Raw genomic sequence first — 19,530 nt, forward strand, 5'->3', positions numbered from 1 at the left:
TTGATGATTTCAGAGTTAATGTCTCTCATTGGGTATTTAAAGCCCTTTAATTACATAAATATGGGCCTTGCAATCGTTAAAATGCCGAGTAGAAAATAATGGTAAGTAAGCACCACAAAGAAATCAAGGACGTAATGTCCGTTGGCTAACATCAGGTTTTTTGATCGATCGATACTTGCTAACAAGATAATAGAGTAGCGCAGTTTTACGACGACATAATTGTGCGCTTTTAACATAACGGCGTAAAAAATTGTTTTTACCAAAAATGCGATAGATTTCTTGATCTTCATTTTTTGAAAATAATTGAGCAATGTTTTTGGCGCGATATTTAAAGTTGAGGCCGCAGGGGAGTCGTCGACATTTTACTGAGGAAATGTCGATGAGTGCAAATTCGTTGTTGTGTACAATAATATTATCAAGATGAAAATCACGGAAATAAATACCAAGCTCGTGCAATTTGGCTAGAAATTCCGGTGTTTTTTCTAAATAGCTGAAATTATTTTCTTGTGCATAGGTAAACAGACTTTTTCCATTTAAGTAGTCATAGACTAAAATATCACATCCAAAAGTAGGATAAAAATAACGTCCCCTTATTGTTGGTACGCAAATTCCGCGTTGATGAAGTAATTTTGCATTGTTGATAAATCGTTCCGCGTAGGGCCAAATTCGTGATGAAGAAAACCAAGGGCGTCGATAGATATGTTTGATGATACGCTGATCTGATGTTAGAAGAATAGCAGGTTTTCCACGGCGCAATTTAAGAATCTGCGCATCGCCCACTAACTGAATATAAGCAGTATCTGTGAGTCGTTGAACTGACACGATTACTCCTTCGCTAGCGCGCCTGATATTGTTTACGAAAAGCGGTAGGGTACGATTTTTTAGAACTAAAGTCTATATCATCAATCAACTAATAGTTGTAGCAAAATTAGATATTTGCATATCAAATATTTGCTTTTTTAATTAAAAAAGACATTGAGCAAATTTTCGTTCGTCTAATAGTGTTGACCCGACTTTTAGCTTAAAAATTATAGTTTTATTTGGTGTTAACATTTGTAATGATTGTAAGTTTACATTCTCCAAGGAATCGGTTATGGTGGTACTATTAGTAGATACACCGTTGAGCGCTTGTGTTAATTATTATAATAAATGGTTATATTACTTATTTACCTATTAAGTTAAGAGGTGATAACAATTTTTTAGGGGATAATTATGGATGAACGATATCTTCTAGCTGATTTCCCTGTCAACGATATTATTGATGGATTAAAGATAACAAGAGATCTAGAAGATGTAGAAGAAAAACTAAGAATATACTCAAAGGGTTTCCGCGATTTAGGTGATTGGTATGTTAAAGAGTCTGATTTCTTTAATGCTGAGACTTTAAGAAAACATCGAATGAGACTGAAAGCCGTTTGCTTATATAATTTAGCTTTAGCTAGTGGTGGCAATCAAAGCAGAATAATCGAGAAAATAAAAAATATAGAAGAGTCGGTGATCCAAACTATAAATGGTAAGTTTCATATTCAATCAACTGATGAATATTATCAAGAGATTCTCTATTACAAGACAAAACTTAAAAAAATTCGAGCTAAAGCTGAAGAGAAACTTGCTTCAATTGATATTGCATCAATCGATGTTAAGTATGTTTATCAAGACATTGCCATTAGTTTGAAAAAATTGGTCAAGAAAATAATCGAAAAATGTTTTGAGATGATGCCTCCACCTAAAGATTGTCAATATTCAATAATTGTTTTAGGTTCTCTTGCGCGCGAAGAAGCGACGCCATATTCTGATCTTGAATGGTCAATATTGATTGGTGAGGACAATGACCAACATAAAGAGTATTTTCGTCGATTAACAGAAGTAGTTTGGATCAAGATATTAAATTTACAAGAAACCACTCCAAGGATTATGGATATTAAAGAGTTGGATTGGTTTTTTGAATCAGTGAGCCCATGTAAGAAAGGGTTTTCGTTCGATGGTCAAATGTTAAGTGGTTGTCATACACCATTAGGTAATCGCCACCATGATGTCACAAAAGAACAACAATACGAACTGATTGGTACTCCTAAAAAACTTGCACAGTTTCAATTCCCTGAATGGGAAAATAAACGCGGATTTTGTACTGTATTGTCATCTGTGGCATCTATATGTAGTAATGAAGATGGTCATTTATTGGAAAAATATCTGCGTAAAATGCGAAGGATATGGTCGAGTCAAAACCAGTCAAATTTGGTGGGCACTGCAAAAACTCAAAATCTGGTTAGTCTCTTACCAATACCTAATTTGATTCAAACGCGCTCTTTAAAATATTTGTCAGAAAGTCTTGAAAGATTCAAATTTAAAGGCGGACGTTTTGATGCGGAAACGCACTTTTTTGATGTTAAGTATCATTTATATCGACAGCCAACTATGTGGATCGACCATCTTGCTAGTTATTTTTCCATAGAATCAATAAACATCTGGGACAAAGTACAGGACATTTTTATAAAAAAATTTGCTAACGTTGATGGTGGAAATAATATCAATAAAATAGTGTCGAAAATACTAGCAATTCGATTGAAAACGTACTTAAATAAAGGTTATCGTGAAGATCATGTTATTATGATAGACCGAGATGCTCCAGAAAAGAATGAGAAAATACTGGAAAAATATTTTTGTGTTAAGATCGAAGTATTATTCGGAATATTTACTGTTTTAATTCAATTACATTCTAAGTTATTAGAGTGTGTAGATCAGCCAAATGAAATGAAAAATATTTTGCTTAGCACTATTTATCCTGAGGCTGATAAACATTTGGTTTGTTATATATATGAAACTCTATGTAATTATCGAAAAGCAATCGAAATAAATAAAGAGAATTTAGAGAATGCCACTGAAACTGAAAAGAGTGGCACTCTCTTTCCGTTGATGCATTATCAATTGGGTTTGTCTTATTCAGCTATCGGCGATTATATCAACGCACTACAAATGTTAAATCTATCATTAGGGCTATTTGCAAAATTGAAAACCTCTAAAGAAATTCAACTAACTTGTATAGATATATGTTTTTCGATAGGGCGAATTTATCACCTTCAATTAAAACCCCAGGCGGCAATGAAAAAATTATTAGAAACAGTTTCCTTGTATAGTTTAGTTTTTGGACAAAACGCCGTCGAAGTTGAAAAACACTGGGGAAGAGTTGGAAAAACATTTGTTTCATTTAAATTGTATTCTGATGCAATAATACTCTTGCAGAAATCAATTCAAAAACTTGAACACTCGTCCGAAGATGTTAGTATTTTCTTGGCAGAAATGTTTGTCTCTTTAGGTCGAGCTTATCGTTTTCTATCTAACTATAAAAATTCGATGATCGCCTACGAACGTGCGATGGAATTATATTCTATAAAATTCGGTAATAATTGTATTTATAATGGAATGATTAAAATAGAACTTGGAGAATATTATTTTCAGAAGCGCGAATTTTGCAATGCCATAAGGGTTGTAGAAGAATCAAAATTGATTTTCATTGATGATGCTGGCGAATACAACTGGCGAGTAACAAGCCCGATAGGTATGTTAGTAGCTATATATATCATGCAATCACATTATGCTTTGGCTATTAGGTTATTGCGGGAAATGAAAAACATTATTAAATTGAGTTTGAATCACAGTATTGATTATTACAAAGTTCGGCTGGAATTTTTAATAGATATTTACATTGATCAAGGTGAATATAGTAAAGCAAAAAGATGCTGTAAAAAAGTTAAACTGATTATACAAAATATACATCGCGATATATTTGGGCAGAAGATTGCTTTTATTGAAAATACATTAGGTAGGATCTATATTGAGTTAAAAAAATTTGAAAAAGCACGTCTTTGTGCAGCAAGAGCGATTGAAATATATCATTCTCTACAGGATATTGATAAGAATAAACCAAAGATATTATTTGAGTCGAATCAAAATTATATTTTTTCATGCATCCGTGAAGGTAATTTGTATCTGCTTCAAGAAGAAATGGATTTTGAAAAGGCAAAAGCTTGCTATCAAAATACCAAATTGCCACAAATGCCCGAAGATCCTGGGACACATCTTTTTTTGGTATCATGGTTTTATCAAAATAATAACTTAACAGCGGCAATAGAGCATTGTATAATATTGACTCGAATACAGCCATATAAAGCAAGTACATTTCATAATTTAGGCTGTTTTTTACACGCTAGGGCGCAAATCAAGTTAGATAGTGGTAATCGCAAAGAATATATTGAATTTTTTAAGCAGGCGGAATGTAATTTTAAAAAAGCACAGGAATTAGATTATCAAGCAAATATATGTACAGAATATGCTCTTTTTCTATGGCGGAATTGTAACGATTTTGATAATACCTCAAAAGTAATAGCTCTAGCCAAATGGTCTATTATTTTGGGTCAGAAAGATTGTGAATTAGAATACAATAGGCTAGATAGGCTAACCGTTGATAATAACCTGCAGCAAATGATTGACCGATATATAAAAATATCGATTAAGGCTTTTTTTTTGGCGCATTATTTATTGATACAAGTTTATTTAAAAACCAGTAAACGAGAAGAAGCGGTCATACAGTTAAGCTTATTTGAAAATGAAGTTGAAAAATTGGCTGACTCCGAAAAAAGTCTGGTTTGCGAGTTGGTAGAATATTCGCGTGACTCGATTAATTCTGAAAAATCAAAAAGGGTACATGCAAGATTTTTTCAGTTTGATAACAGATCTTGTCAAACTAAACCTAATCTATATCAACCTATATTCGCCGAAGAAGTGTGTGATTCAAATGGATTAGTAAATAGACGACAGGTAAATCATGTTAAGGTATTTGGAAGGCACGGACTTTTTGTACATGTAAAAAAGAATTCTGATGAACAAGAGGCAATCTTTGAGCAAGCCATACCAGATAACTTCAGTTTAAGCGAAGCTAAAGGTAAAGGAGATTGCTTCTATGATTCTTGTGCGCAAGAATTAAATGAGTGGGTAGGAAAATCTGAGTATACAATCAAATCCTTAAGACTCTTGTGTCATCAATATGCTGTTGAGTTGGATGGACGTTGTAATGCGAATCCGCAACATCCTGATAATTGGATAGCAAAGGCTCTAAATTATGATACCAGAAAATATCAAGATTATCTTGCCAATGTACAATACACAGTAGAAGAAAGAGAATTAGGGGAAGGGGTAGGTGACGATAAACTAGCGGTTTGGGGTGAGCAGCACATTGATGGTCGTATCCTGTGTAAGCGGCTAGGGGTTAGGCTTCATGTGATAGAAGTGAGAGAAAATCCAGATGATAAGACGAATGAAATCCAGAAATTTATCGTAAGCCACAATCTAGTAAGCGAGTCAGAGCTGAAAAATGTCAATGAGGATGGCATTGATTGGAGAAAGAGAGAATTGCTCCATATCGCTGTCTGTAATCTTCATTTTGTTCCTATTTTAAGAAATGCTACTAAGCAAAATCGAGGATCTGATTATATGCCTGTTCGGGAGAATGGTTCTCATCAGTGGAACGTTACTAATCTAGGAAACGCTGTAGGCACTTCAGAGAGCGTGAATGCTTTAAGCGAATTAGCTGAACGTCCTTCTTTTCAGCCATCAGAATCGCTTATAATTCTCACAGCATCACAGCAGGCGCTAGAGCCACCTGAAAAGCGTATGAAATTTTAAGTTTATTTTGTAAGGAGTAAATTATGGATGATAAATCTTTTCAGGCTCAGTTATCAACTAATGAGATTGTTGAGCGATTAAAAAAAGCGATAGATTTTGAAGACGAAAAAGAAAAGCTAAAAACATATTCAAAGGGTTTTGAGGATTTAGGTGATTGTTATTTTAGAGACTCTGATCTCATTAATACAGATATTTTAAAAAAACATCGTCTGACATTAAAAGCTGTGTGTTTATATAATTTGGCGCTTGCTAGTGGTGGTGATCAACAAATTTTATTGACAAAAATTCAAATGATAGAAAAGGGAATCTTAAATAATTCTGGTGGTATGACGCATCATCTATTTACAGAAGAATACATTAGTGAAATTCAAGGCTATAAACAAGATTTAGCATCAATACGAAGTATGGCAGATCAGCATCTTGCGCAAATTGATATCGCATCGATCGAAGTCAAAACTGTTTATCAAAATATTGCAATGGGTTTAAAAAAATTGATAACGAAAATGATCCGAAAATGTTTTGAGGTGATGCTTCCACCTCAATATTGCCAATATTCAATAATTGTTTTAGGTTCTCTTGCACGTGAAGAAGCGACTCCGTATTCCGATTTTGAATGGGCAATTTTGATTAATGATGCCAGTAAGAAAAATATAGATTATTTTCGAAGATTAACAGAATTAGTATGGATCAAGATATTAAACTTACAAGAAACCACTTCAAGGATAATGGATATCGCCGAGCTGGATTGGTTTCTTGAATCGGATAGTCCATGTTCCAAAGGATTTTCATTTGATGGACAAATGCTCTCGGGTTGTCATACCCCACTCGGAAATGGTCATCATACGTTAAATAAAATTAGATCGATCGAGCAGAACAGCTTGTTAACCGCGGAAGAAAAAGACTCCCAAATACGAAAGATTAAAGATAGTGAATATGAGCTCATCGGTACCCCCGAAGGATTAGCACAGTTTCAAAGCCAGCAATGGGAAACAAAGAGAGGTTTCTGCACCGTATTATCCACGGTGGCTCTCATAATCAGCAACAACGACAATTTGGTGCGAACCTATGAAGAGAATATGGCAGAGATATGGAACTTAATAGTAAAGTCTAATCCCGACCAAACAATGATTCAACTACGCTCACTCACTTACTTAACTGAAAGTGTGGAACGCTTTAAATTCAAAGGGGGGCACTTTGGCGAAGAGACACATTTCTTTGATGCAAAATATGATCTGTATCGATTACCGAATATGTTTATCGATCATGTATCGAGTTATTGGTGTGTTCAATCAAAGAATCTCTGGGAACGGATAGAGCATATTTTTGGAGAAGCAGGCGTTGTGTTTCTCCCAGAGAAATCAAAGGCCCTCAAACGAGTGGTCTCTCAAATATTGGGGTTAAGACTACGAGCATATGCTAATAAGGGGTATCGAGACGATCATATCGTAATGTTCGATTCCCAGAAACCTGAGAAAAATGAAGCCGCACTGAAAAAATACCTTGGTGTGGATGAAACGCTATTGCTGCAGATTTATTCAGAACTGATTGAGCTTCAATGGAGAATGGAATCGTTTATTGAGCAACGCGGAGCGGTCGCTGCTATGGCATGGCAGTACGGTGATGTGAGTGATTTTACAAAGGGAGAAGTGTATCGATTATTGTTGAATTTCCCAAAGGCAATAGCGGCGTTTGAGGAGTCAAAACGGAGAACAATAGCTGCTCACAGCTCTGCGCATCTCTTCGTTGCTGAGACTCTGAATAGCTTAGGCGCTGTGTATGAAGCGCAAGCTCGGTATTCTGAGGCAATCGTGGCGTATGAAGAGTCGAAACAAATCATGATAGCCGCACATAGTTCCAAGCATCTCTCTGTTGCCGATGTACAGAATTATTTAGGGATTGTGTATCGAGCACAAGCTCGGTATCCCGAGGCAATCAAAGCATTTGAGGAGGCGAAGCAGATCAGAATAGCTATTCAGGGTGCTGAGCATCTTTCAGTTGCCGACACGCTGAATAATTTAGGGAATGTATATCGCGAACAAGCTCTGTATCCTGATGCGATTGTGGCATTTGATGAAGCCAAACGGATCAGGGTAGCTACATACGGCACTGAGGATCTCTTGGTTGCCGACACGTTGAATAATCTAGGAAATGTTTATAAAGCACAAGCTCGCTATCGTGAAGCGATCACGGTACTAGAAGAAGCGAAACGAATCAGAATATCAATTCATGGCCCTGAGCATCTTCACGTTGCCGATACGTTGAATAATTTAGGGAATGTGTATCGAGCACTGGCCCAGTATCCTGTTGCAATTGCGGTGTATGAAGATTCAAAACGGATAACAATAGCCATCCATGGTTCGGAGCATCCCTCAGTTGCTGCTACGCTAGGTAATCTAGGAGCTGTATATATTGTTCAACTTCGTTATAGCGAAGCGATCGTAGCTTTAGAAGAAGCGAAGCGAATAAAGGAAGTCAATTACGGCCCTGAACATCTTTCGGTTGGCGACACGCTCAATAGTCTTGGCGCTACATATGCTGCACAAGCTCGATATCCCGAAGCGATCGGTGCATATAAGGAATCGATCCGGATTACAATAGCTACTCACAGTCCAGAGCATCTCTCCGTTGCTGAGACGCTGAATAATTTAGGAATGGTGTATAAATCTCAAGCCCGTTATCCCGAGGCAATCGCAGCGTATGAGGAAGCGAAACGAATAAAGATCGTGACTTACCATGCCGAGCATCCTTCCATTGCAAACACGCAACTTAATATCGGTTTAGTACTTATCGAGCAAGGGAAGTTCGAGGAAGCGCGAGCATTATTTCAAGCTGCCATTGTTGTTTATGATGGTGTTCAACATCCTAATCGAGAAAAAGCGAAAATTTGTCTAGTATCTTCATATATTCGAGAGGGTAACACCTATATGTTGCAGCAGGAGGTTGATATTGATCGCGCGAGCAACTGTTATCACTATGTGTCCTCTTCTCTTAACCCTCAAGACCCAAAAGTGCATCAAGATTTGGCAAAGCAATTTTACGATAGTGGACAATTGACCGCAGTTCTGGAGCATTACCGCATTTTGGCTCTATTGAGATCCAAGGATGCGTCAATCCACCAAAATTTAGCTTGTGTTTTTCATGCACAGGCATGCATGGAACAATGTAAAGGTGAAAGCAAAGTAGTCTTGGATTATCTCAAAAAAGCTGAAGATCATTTTGAGCAGGCGATACAACTCGATACTAATACATCAGTTTGTACTGAGTACGCTCAATTTCTTTGGAAAAACCGAGTTGATTGTGGTTTTGAGAAAATTGTTGCTCTTTTGCAGAAAGCCATTGGCTTAAAGCAAATGGAGAATGGGTTGAGTTATGGCCCAATAGAAAGATCAACAGTCGATCAGTATTTACAGGGCCTACTTGATCAAGAAAACAAGCTGACATTTAGAGCATATTATTTAGCGCATTATCTGTTGATTAAAGTGTATTGTGTGACGGATCAACTATCAGCAGCGCAGATCTTATACCGAAATTTTCAAGCCCTAGTGAAAGAGGATGAGGTTGTCGCTTCATCAAAAAAAGTCGCATTATTAGCAAAAATCAGTGCGCTCATTAAAGAAAATCCAGATAAAAAGATACTTATTGAAATGAAATTTCAACAACAATTACTTGCCAATGAATCAAGACAGCGCTTACATACAAAATTAGTCGACGGTTCACAAGCAGAGATCGAGCGATGCATTGTATCTCAAATACATGAGTCAAAAGAACCCACTCGTTCACCGACTGTGTCACCACGCTTATTACGAGACTCACCTATATTGGCTAAAGCAGCATCAGACAAGACTCTATCTAAGGAAGAAGATATTCAGGCATCACTGAATACAAATCTGTAAGACTCATCTCAATTCAATAGGAGAAAGTTATGGAAATCAAGATGGAAGCCAAAATTGAACGCATTATCGTTGAGTTAAAAAAAGCACGTGATGCACAAGAGCCAGAAAAATCTCGTCAATTTGCAGCGAATTTTGAAAGGCTTGGCGATTATTTTGTCGAACAATCTGAGACACAAATAGATGATTTATTAACTTGTCATCGCACGGCGCTCAAAGCGATATCACTTTATAATTTAGCACTGGCGAGCGCACAATTGATCAGTGATGATCAGACGATCAAAAAGCTGCTTGAAAAAATACATGCGATTGAGAATGCTATAATCGAGAGATCAGGTGGTAAACCCATTTATCAAAGTTTGGCATTGTATGAGCAAGAAATAGAAGGCTGGAAAAAAAAATTGCATAGTATCCGCTCTGAAGCTAAAGCAACTTTAGAAAAAGTAGACCTTGGTTCACCCGAAGTTCAAACAATTTATAAAACCATCGCGGCAGGATTAAAATTGCTGGTAAAAGACATGATTGAATCGTTTTTTAAAATCTTACCTCTACCCAATGATTGTGTTTATTCCATTATAACCTTGGGATCATTGGCGCGTGAAGAAGCGACCCCTTATTCTGATTTTGAATGGGCAATATTAATCGAAAATCCAAATCACAAAGAGTATTTTCGACGATTAACGGAATTACTTTGGATCAAAGTCATCAATTTAGGCGAGACAACGGCACGTATGATGGATATCGTCGAATTGGATTGGTTTTCTGAATCGGATAGTCCCTGCCGAAAAGGATTTTCATTTGATGGGCAGATGCTCTCGGGTTGCCATACGCCACTTGGAAATAAACATCATACGCTAAATAAAATCAGAACGATCCAACAGAGTACCATATTAAGCACTGAAGAAAAAGCAAGTCAGATTCAAAAGATTAAAGAGGGTGAATATGAACTTATCGGCACTCAAGAAGAATTGGCGCAGTTTCAAACGCAACGATGGGGAACAAAGCGAGGTTTCTGTACTGTACTATCGACTGTAGCTCCAATTATCAGTAACAACGATCATTTAGTGCAAGACTATGAAAAACATATGGCTAAGATATGGAACTTCCCGTTTGGGGGTGACAGTAACCATACACTCATTCAACAACGCTCACTCACTTACTTAAATGAAAGTATTGAACGTTTTAAATTCCAAGGGGGGCATTTTGGAAAAGAGACTCATTATTTTGACGCAAAGTATCATCTTTATCGATTGCCGAATATGCTGATCGATCATGCTTCTAGTTATTTTAGTATCCAGCCTAAGAATCTGTGGGACCGGCTAGAGGGAATTTTTGGAGAAGCCGGCATAGTGCATTTCCCAGAGAAATCAGTGGCCCTCAAACAAGTGGTCTCCCAAGTGTTAGGGTTGAGATTACGAGCCTATTTAAAAAAAAGATATCGAGACGATCACGTCATAATGTTCGATTCAGAGAGTCCCGAGAAAAATGAAGTCGCTGTGAAAAAATACATAGGGGTGGATGAGACTATACTGCTACAAATTTACTCAGAGTTAATTGAGCTTCAATGGCGAATGGAATCGTTTATTGAAGAAAGAGGAGCATCAGCTGCTTTAGCACAGCGTTATGGCGATGTGACTGATTTTATGCGGGGAGAAGTCCATCGCTTATTGTTGAATTATCCCAAAGCAGCAGTGGCGTTTGAGAAGGCCAAACGAGTTATGATAGCCACTCATAGCATCGAGGATAACCGTGTTGCCGGGACGCTGAATAATTTAGGGATGATATATCATTTGCAAGACCGGAACAGTGAAGCAATCGTAGCGTATGAGGAGTCGAAACGGATAACGATAGGCACTTACGGCCCTGAACATCTGTCCGTTGCCGAGACGCTAAATAATTTAGGCGTTGTGTATGAAGCACAAAGGCGGTATCCCGAGGGGATCACAGCTTTTGAAGAATCGAAAAGGATTATGATAGCCATACACGGCCCCGATTATGTCGGCGTTGCCAGTCCACTGAACAATTTAGGAGTGGTGTATCGAGCAGAATGCAGATACTCCAAGGCGCTTGCGGCGTTTGAGGAGGCGAAACGGATAACGATAGCTACATTCAACCACGAGCATCTCGGTGTTGCCGAGACGCTGAATAATATAGGGGCGGTGTATTCTGCACAAGGCCGGTGTCGTGAGGCAGCCGCGGCGTATGAGGAGGCGAAACGAATAAAGATAGCCTCTCTAGGGCCCAAGCATCCTTCTGTTGCTGTAACGCTGAATAATTTAGGGGTTGTGTATAAATTACAAGCCCGGTATCGCGAGGCGATTGCGGTGTTTGAGGAGGCGAAGCGGATAATGTTAACCACCCTCAGTCCTGAGCATCCATACATTGCTGAGACACTGTGTAATAAGGGTCTTATACTCATCGAGCAAGGGCTCTATGAGGAAGCACGTGCCTTATTTAAAGCGGCCCTCATTGTTTATAAGCGCGCTCAACACCCTAATCAAGAAATAACGAATAATCATATAATGATTTCTTATATTCGAGAAGGTAATGTCTTCATGCTGCAAAAGGATATGGATAGCCATCGTGCAAGCAGTTGCTACCAGCACGTGGATTCCTCACTAGATCCGGACAGTCCGGAGAGTCCCAAGATTCATGAAGCTTTGGCAAGGAAGTTCTACGATATGGGTCAATTAACCCCAGCCCTAGAACATTACAGCATTCTGATCCGACTAGGGCTCGGCAATGCGTCAGCCTATCATAATTTGGCCTGTATTATTCATGCACGGGCCTGCATCGAACTGAGCAAAGGTGAGGTCAAGCTGGCTTTGGATTATATCAAAGAAGCCGAAGGCTATTTTGAACGAGCGATTCAACTTACTTCTCATGAAGAAGTTTGTACTGATGCAGGAGTTTGTACCGAGTATGCCCTCTTTCTTTGGAAAAACCGAGACTTTTACGGCAATAAAAAAATCATTGCACTGCTGCAGCAAGCCATTGCTTTGAAGCAGCTAGACAAAAGGTTGAGTTATGGACGGATGGAAAGATCCGTCGTAGATCAGTATATGCAGATCCTCCTGGATCAAGAAAATCACTTGTCATTTAAAGCATATCATTTAGCACATTATCTGTTGATTCAAGTTTACTGTGCGATGGATCAGCTACCCGCAGCGCGGGCTTTATGCCGCGATTTCCAAGCCCAGGTAAAGGAGGATGAGGAAGCGTATGAAATCACTCAAATAGCGTTATGCGCACAATTCAGTGATCTGATGGAAGCTGATCCTGATAAAACGAAACACTATGAAGAGCAATTACGACAGCAATCACTTGCTAATGAAAAACAACAGCGTCTTCACGCAAGACTAGTTGAGTGTTCGAAGGCAGAGATTAAGCGAGTCATTTTATCTCAAATTCGTGAGTCTAAACAGCCAGTTCGACCGTCGTCGCAGTCACCACGCTTGTTTAAAGATTCACTGAAATATGATGGAGAAGCAGTGAATAAGAAAATTGAGAGTGTTCAAAAAACTGTGTCACGGGTATCTACATCATCAGAGAATCAAAAGGGTAGTGTTGAAGAAATATTTGGACGGCATGGTCTTTTTACACATGAAAAAAAGAACGCTAGTGAACAAAAAGCATTTTTTGATAAAGCGATTCCCGAGGGATTCAGATTAAGCGAAGCCAAAGGTAAAGGAGATTGCTTCTATGATTCGTGTGCACAAGAATTATATGAACGGTCAGGGAAAAATGAGTATACTATTAAATCCCTCAGGCTTTTGTGTCATGAATACGCTGTTGCGTTGGATAAGCGCTGTAATGGGAATCCACAACATCCTGAAAATTGGATAGCGAAGGCTTTCAATTACGATACCAGAAAATATCATGACTATCTTGCTAATGTCCGATACACGGTAGAAGAAAGAGAAGCGGGGGAGGGTGTAGGAGATGATAAATTAGCTATTTGGGGCGAGCAGCATATAGATGGGCGAATATTGAGTGAGAAACTGGGTATTAAGCTTCATGTGATCGAAGTTAGAGAAAATCCCGATGATGAAACCAATAAAACGCAAAAATTTATCGTAAGTCACAATCTCGTAGATGAGGCTGGTTTGAAAAACGTCGAAGAAGATAAAATTGATTGGAAAGAGGAAACATTACTTCATATCGCTGTATGTAATCTTCATTTTGTACCTATTTTAAAAATTATGGTCAAGCAAACAAATGTAACTGATCTCAATATTGATAAACACAACCGGGAAATTTCAAGGGGCGAGGAAACTATGGAATTCAAGATGGAAACTAATGATGAAAGCATTATCACAAAGCTAAAGGAAGCACGGGATGCACAAGAGCCAGAAAAGTCTCGTCGATTAGCAGCGGGTTTTGAGGCACTTGGTGATAATTTTGTAGAACAATCAGAGACACAAAAAGATAATTTATTAATCTGTCATCGCACAGCACTCAAAGCGATATCACTCTATAATTTAGCGCTATCAAGTGCACAATTTGTCAATGACGATCAGACAAATAAAAAGCTGCTCGAAAAAATACAGGCTATAGAGAAAGTCATGATTGAAAGATCAGGTGGCAAACCCATTCATCAAAATTCGTCTTCGTACGAACAAGAAATTGAGTATTGGAAAAGAAGATTACAAAACATTCGCGCTGAAGCTAAAGCAGCGTTAGAAAAAGTGGAATTTGGTTCACCCGAAATTCAATCGATCTATAAAACCATCGCCGCAGAATTAAAATTAATGGTAAAAGACATGATTGAATCGTGTTTTAAAATATTACCTCTACCCAATGATTGTGTGTATTCCATAATTACTTTGGGATCATTAGCGCGTGAAGAAGCCACGCCTTATTCTGATTTTGAATGGGCTATATTAATCGAAAATCCAAAATACAAAAACAATTTTCGACGACTATCAGAATTGCTATGGATCAAAGTCATTAATTTAGGTGAGACAACAGCACGAATGATGGATATAGAAGAATTAAATTGGTTTGATGAGTCAGAAAGTCCGTGTAAAAAGGGATTTTCATTTGATGGACAAATGATGAGTGGTTGTCATACACCATTAGGAAATCGTCATCATACAGCCAGCAAAATCCGGGCGATCGAGCAGAACAGTTTGTTAAATAAGGGAGAAAAAGCCACGCAAATTCAAAAAATTAAAGACGGTGAGTACGAGCTCATAGGAACCCCGGAAGAATTAGCGCAATTTCAAACTGAGCGATGGGAAACAAAAAGAGGTTTCTGTACGGTATTATCGACGGTTGCACCCATTATCTGTAACACCGTCAAATTAGCAGCGGTGCCTGTTGTGAGGAATACTTTAGTGTCAAGAATCAGAAAATTGAAGTTTTCCAAAATTATTAAAAGGTTTAATAATTCTGCCAATGGGTTACCCTCAAATTCGTCGGAAACTATTGACTATTTAGTGCAACACTATGAAGAGAATATGAGAGTTATCTGGAACTCTAATATTGAGTCTAATCCCCAGAAGACACTGATTCAACAACGTTCACTCACTTACCTAGCTGAAAGCGTTAAACGTTTTGAATTTAAAGGTGGCTACTTCGGTAAAGAGATGCATTATTTTGACGCGAAGTACCATCTGTATCGATTGCCGAACATGCTGATTGATCATATAGCGAGCTATTTTGGTATTCAGTCAACGAATCTGTGGGATCGAGTAGAGAATATTTTTGGAAAAGATGGCGTTGTGAATTTCCCTGATAAATCAAAGGCCCTTAAACGGGCAATCTCTCAAGTCTTGGGATTGAGACTAAAAGCGTATTTAAAAAAAGGATATCGAGATGATCATATCTTGATGTTCGATCCACAAAATCCAGAGAAAAATCAAGCTGCGGTCCAAAAATATCTGGAGGTTGATGAGACGCTACTGATACAGATTTATTCAGAGCTAATCGAACTTGAAGATAGAACGCTATCGTTTATTGAAAAACGTGGGACCAAAGCTGCTTTGAAATGGGACTACGGCGATATGCGAGACTTTATGAGAGGAGAAGTGCATTTCTTATTGTTGAATTACTCCAAAGCAGCGTTGGCCTACGAGGAGGCGAAACGGGCAGTGGTAGCTGCCCGTGGCGTCAAGCCTCACTTCGTTGCTGATGTGTTGATTAATTTAGGGGGTGTGTATAAAGCACAATACCGGTATCCTGAGGCGATCGTGGCGTTTGAGGAGGGGAAACGGGTCAGAATAGACACTCATGGCTCCAAGCATCCCTCTGTTGCTCAAGTACTGCTCGAATTAGGGAATGTATATCAAGAAGTTGCCCAATATCCTCAGGCAATAGAAGTGTGTAAGGAGGCGAAACGAATCATAAAAGCCGTTCACGGTTCTGAGCATCTCTCCATGGCCGATGTGCTCATTAACTTAGGGATTGTGTATCAAGCGCAATCCTTGTATTCCAAGGCAGTCGACGTGTTTGAAAAAGCGAAACGAATCAAAATAGCCATCCACGGTCCTGAGCATCACTCCGTCGCTGATACGCTCAATAACTTAGGGATGGTGTATCAAGCGCAATCCTTGTGTTCCAAGGCGCTAGTTGCACTGGAGGAGTCGAAACGAATCAAAATAGCCACTTACGGCCCAAAGCATCTTTCTGTTAGCAGTACGCTGAATAATTTAGGGATTGTGTATCAAGCACAAGCCCGTTATCTCGAGGCACTAGCAGCACTGGAGGAGTCAAAACGGATAGAAATAGCCATTCACGGCCCAGGGCATTCCTCTCTTGTCCCTACACTGACTAATTTAGGGATGGTGTATAAATCACTTGCTCGGAATCGCGAGTCGGCCGAGATGTTTGAGGAGGTGATACGGATTGTGAAAGCCATCTATGGTCCTACACATATCACTTTTGCTATTGCGATGAATAATTTAGGGAAGGTATATCAGTCGCAATCCCGGTATCTCAAGGCGCTAGCAGCATTGGAGGAGTCGAAACAGATTATGATAGACACTCTAGGCCCTGATCATTTCAGTGTTTCCAGTGTACTGATTAATTTAGGGGGTGTGTATCAGGCACAATTCCGATATCCCGAGGCGATCGCGCTGCTTGAGAAGGCAATACAGATTAGAACAAACACTCACCAAAGCTCCGAGCACCCCTCCGTTGCTGAGGTACTCTTTATTTTAGGGAGAGTGTATTTAGATCAGATTCAGTATCCCAAGGCAATCGAGGCGTTTACTAAAGCTGAAGGGATGTTTGCTACTCTCGACCCTAATCATCTCTTTGTAGCTCATATGAAGTGTTATCAGGCCCTAGTATTTGTAGAGCAACAACGCTATATGGAGGCACGTAGGTTATTTGATGCGGCCATCAAAGTTTATGAGCTAGCTGAACACCACACGCTAAAAGATACTAAAAGTTTTCGAGAAGAGTCTTATCTTCGAGAAGTCAACTTCTATCTGCTGAAAGAACCGATGGATACTAAATCTGCGAGTGTATGTTACTCGCAAGTATTTCCTTCTCAAGATCATAAGGCAGTGCTAGATCCTAAGACGCATCAAGACTTGGCAAACAAGTGTTACGGAAAAAATAAATTGACCGCAGCTTTAGAAAGTTACCGTATTCTGATTCGATTAGCACCGGACAATGTACATGCCCATCATAATTTGGCCTGTCTTATCCATGTGCGGGCATGCATCGAACAGAGCAAAGGTGAAGACGGGCAGGCAATGAAATATATCAAAGAAGCCGAAGGCTATTTTGAACGGGCAATACAACTTGATGGCAAGGCAGGTGTTTGTACGGAGTATGCTCAATTTCTATGGAAAAACAGAGATTACTTAGGTAGTAATAAAGTCATTACGCTTTTGCAGCAAGCCATTGATTTAAAGCAGCTTGACAAAATGCTTAGTTATGGTCTGATTGAAAGATTCACGCTTGATCAATATTTACAGTGCCTGCTTGATCAAGAAAACAAGCTCTCATTCAAGGCGTATTATTTAGCGCATTATCTCTTGATTAAAGTGTATTGTGTTTCTAATCAGCTAGAGGCAGCGCAGAAGTTATTTCGCGGTTTCCAAATCCAGCAAAAGGCGGATAAACAATCCTACCCATCGAAAAAAGCAAAACTATTAGCAAAAGTCAAAAAACTCATTCAAGCCAACCCAGATAAAACAAAACACTATGAAGAGGAACTGCGAAAGAAATTACTTGCCGATGAAAAACTACAGCGACTGCATCCAAGATTAGTTGCAGGTTCACAAGCTGCGATTGAGCGATGCGTATTATCTCAGCTTTATCAGTCAGCAAATCCTATCCATACAACGACACTCGACCTATTATATTTCTGCAGTGCCCTCAATATTCAAAGTATTCCCGAAGAATTACTATTAGATTACCTGCAACTAAAATTCTCCGATGCCAGCAATGAAACAAATCAATCCATGCTGTGTACTGTGATCCAGGCAAGCGAAGCTCTCATTCAATCAGATGGTGAGGGTAACTACTGTTTGCATCCTGTCACTCGGATTGTGATCAATAATGCATGGTCATTGGATGAGCCACTTTATCAATCAGCTCAGCACCAAAAAAGACAACGCGATGCTATATTTGCAGCCGCTGCTATTTTATCTCAGCGCTTTACTGACAAAGCAATGACAGAGCGCGTAGTATTTAATTGTAATGAAGCCTTACTGCCTCACGTCGATGCTTTATTGGCTCACTGTCCTAAATTAGAATTGATTGGCGATAATGAATTACTCAACGCTCTCTTGCCACTTTATATAAGTCGCTGTTTTATGCAATTATCCCTTGGTGAGAAGCGAAGTTTAGTTCCACCCATGGCGACGCGATTACGAAGTACATTACTCAAACGCGCTAAAATCGATGTATTAATCGATACACCCGAACATCGCACTACGCAATTGGCCTCATTGAACTTCAGATGGCCACGTTATTACGTTGCCATTATGTACATCCTCGGCCGCACTGCAGTGCATCCAGTATCGACATCACCTATCAGTGTAGCGGAGAAGTATTTTCAAGAATGTATCTCTATTTCTGATGTAATTGAACATAGAACTAGACGTTGCCCTCATTATCGCTATTTATCCGAACGCTCATTATTATCATTACGTTTTAACGCACACAAAGAGGCCAGTGTGTTTGAATTAAAGGAATTAATAGAAGCTTACGAGCATTTGCTACTCGATGATAAATCCTACTTAACCGACCACAACGAGATAGAAAATTTTCAAACAGATTTATTCAATCAGCGTGTATGTGCTCGAAGATTGGCGATGGTGTGTATGGTACTGGCAGGGAAAGTCGCTGCAACAAAGATGGGTGATTATTTTAAAAAAGCACAAACCTATTTATTGGCTGCTCGTGGTGAGGGAATGCAGTATGAACAAGGTGGGGAATATGAAAACACATTGGGAATGCTGTATTGCCATAAACACAATCCAGACCGAGATATTGCCAAGGCAGAGCGCTATTTTCAACAAGTCTATGATCAAGAATCTGCAAAAAATGGAGGTCTAGGCAAGCGAGATTTCGTTTTGGCAGATGCAGCGTATGGATTAGCAGTTATTGCATTAGAAAAAGGTGATATAAAAACAGCCCGAGAAAAAGCAGAGCTGTGTATCTCCATGCGAAAAGAGATAAAGTCTGATCAATTGGAAGAGGCTAATGCATTACTCACCCAAATAGACAAACCATCATCACCACGTGTATTAAGAGACTCGCCGATATTAGCTAGTAAAGCGCCAAACAAAACAAATTCAAAGAATGAGGAAATTGAAATATCACTAAATCCAAATCTGTAATATTCAACTTGTTAGGAGAGATTTATGGAAACGAAGGATGAACGCATTATCGCAGGGCTAAAAAAGAACGGAGTGCACCGGGACTGAAAAAGATAATTTATTAACTTGATGCTAAAAAGTTACAAGTGGTTTATTAATCAACTAATGAGAAAAATACT

General features: G+C 38.9%; 4 protein-coding genes. 3 read left to right on the forward strand and 1 reads right to left on the reverse strand.

The genetic code is table 11. The features are described from left to right. Positions 1-123: 123 nt before the first annotated feature. On the reverse strand, positions 124-822 hold the full coding sequence (locus K2X50_03880) for a hypothetical protein (protein ID MBX9586377.1): 699 nt from the start codon (positions 820-822) through the stop codon (positions 124-126). A 390-nt stretch (positions 823-1,212) separates the two neighbouring features. On the opposite strand from K2X50_03880, the gene K2X50_03885 reads away from it, so the two are divergent. From K2X50_03885 to K2X50_03895, 3 genes are read left to right on the forward strand one after another with little or no spacing between them, the layout of a single operon-like run. Beyond that, entirely contained in the window at positions 1,213-5,679 is a 4,467-nt protein-coding gene (locus K2X50_03885; protein MBX9586378.1) for a hypothetical protein, read from the forward strand. A gap of 23 nt (positions 5,680-5,702) precedes the next feature. Continuing rightward, the gene (locus K2X50_03890) at positions 5,703-9,572 is read left to right on the forward strand and encodes a tetratricopeptide repeat protein (protein ID MBX9586379.1); all 3,870 of its coding nucleotides are present in this window, start codon (positions 5,703-5,705) and stop codon (positions 9,570-9,572) included. 29 nt (positions 9,573-9,601) lie between these two features. Beyond that, positions 9,602-19,372: a tetratricopeptide repeat protein gene (locus K2X50_03895; protein MBX9586380.1), complete on the forward strand. Its 9,771-nt coding sequence runs from the start codon at positions 9,602-9,604 to the stop codon at positions 19,370-19,372. Positions 19,373-19,530: the final 158 nt, after the last annotated feature.

It is taken from the genome of Gammaproteobacteria bacterium (genome assembly GCA_019748175.1).
Taxonomy (GTDB): domain Bacteria; phylum Pseudomonadota; class Gammaproteobacteria; order JAIEPX01; family JAIEPX01; genus JAIEPX01.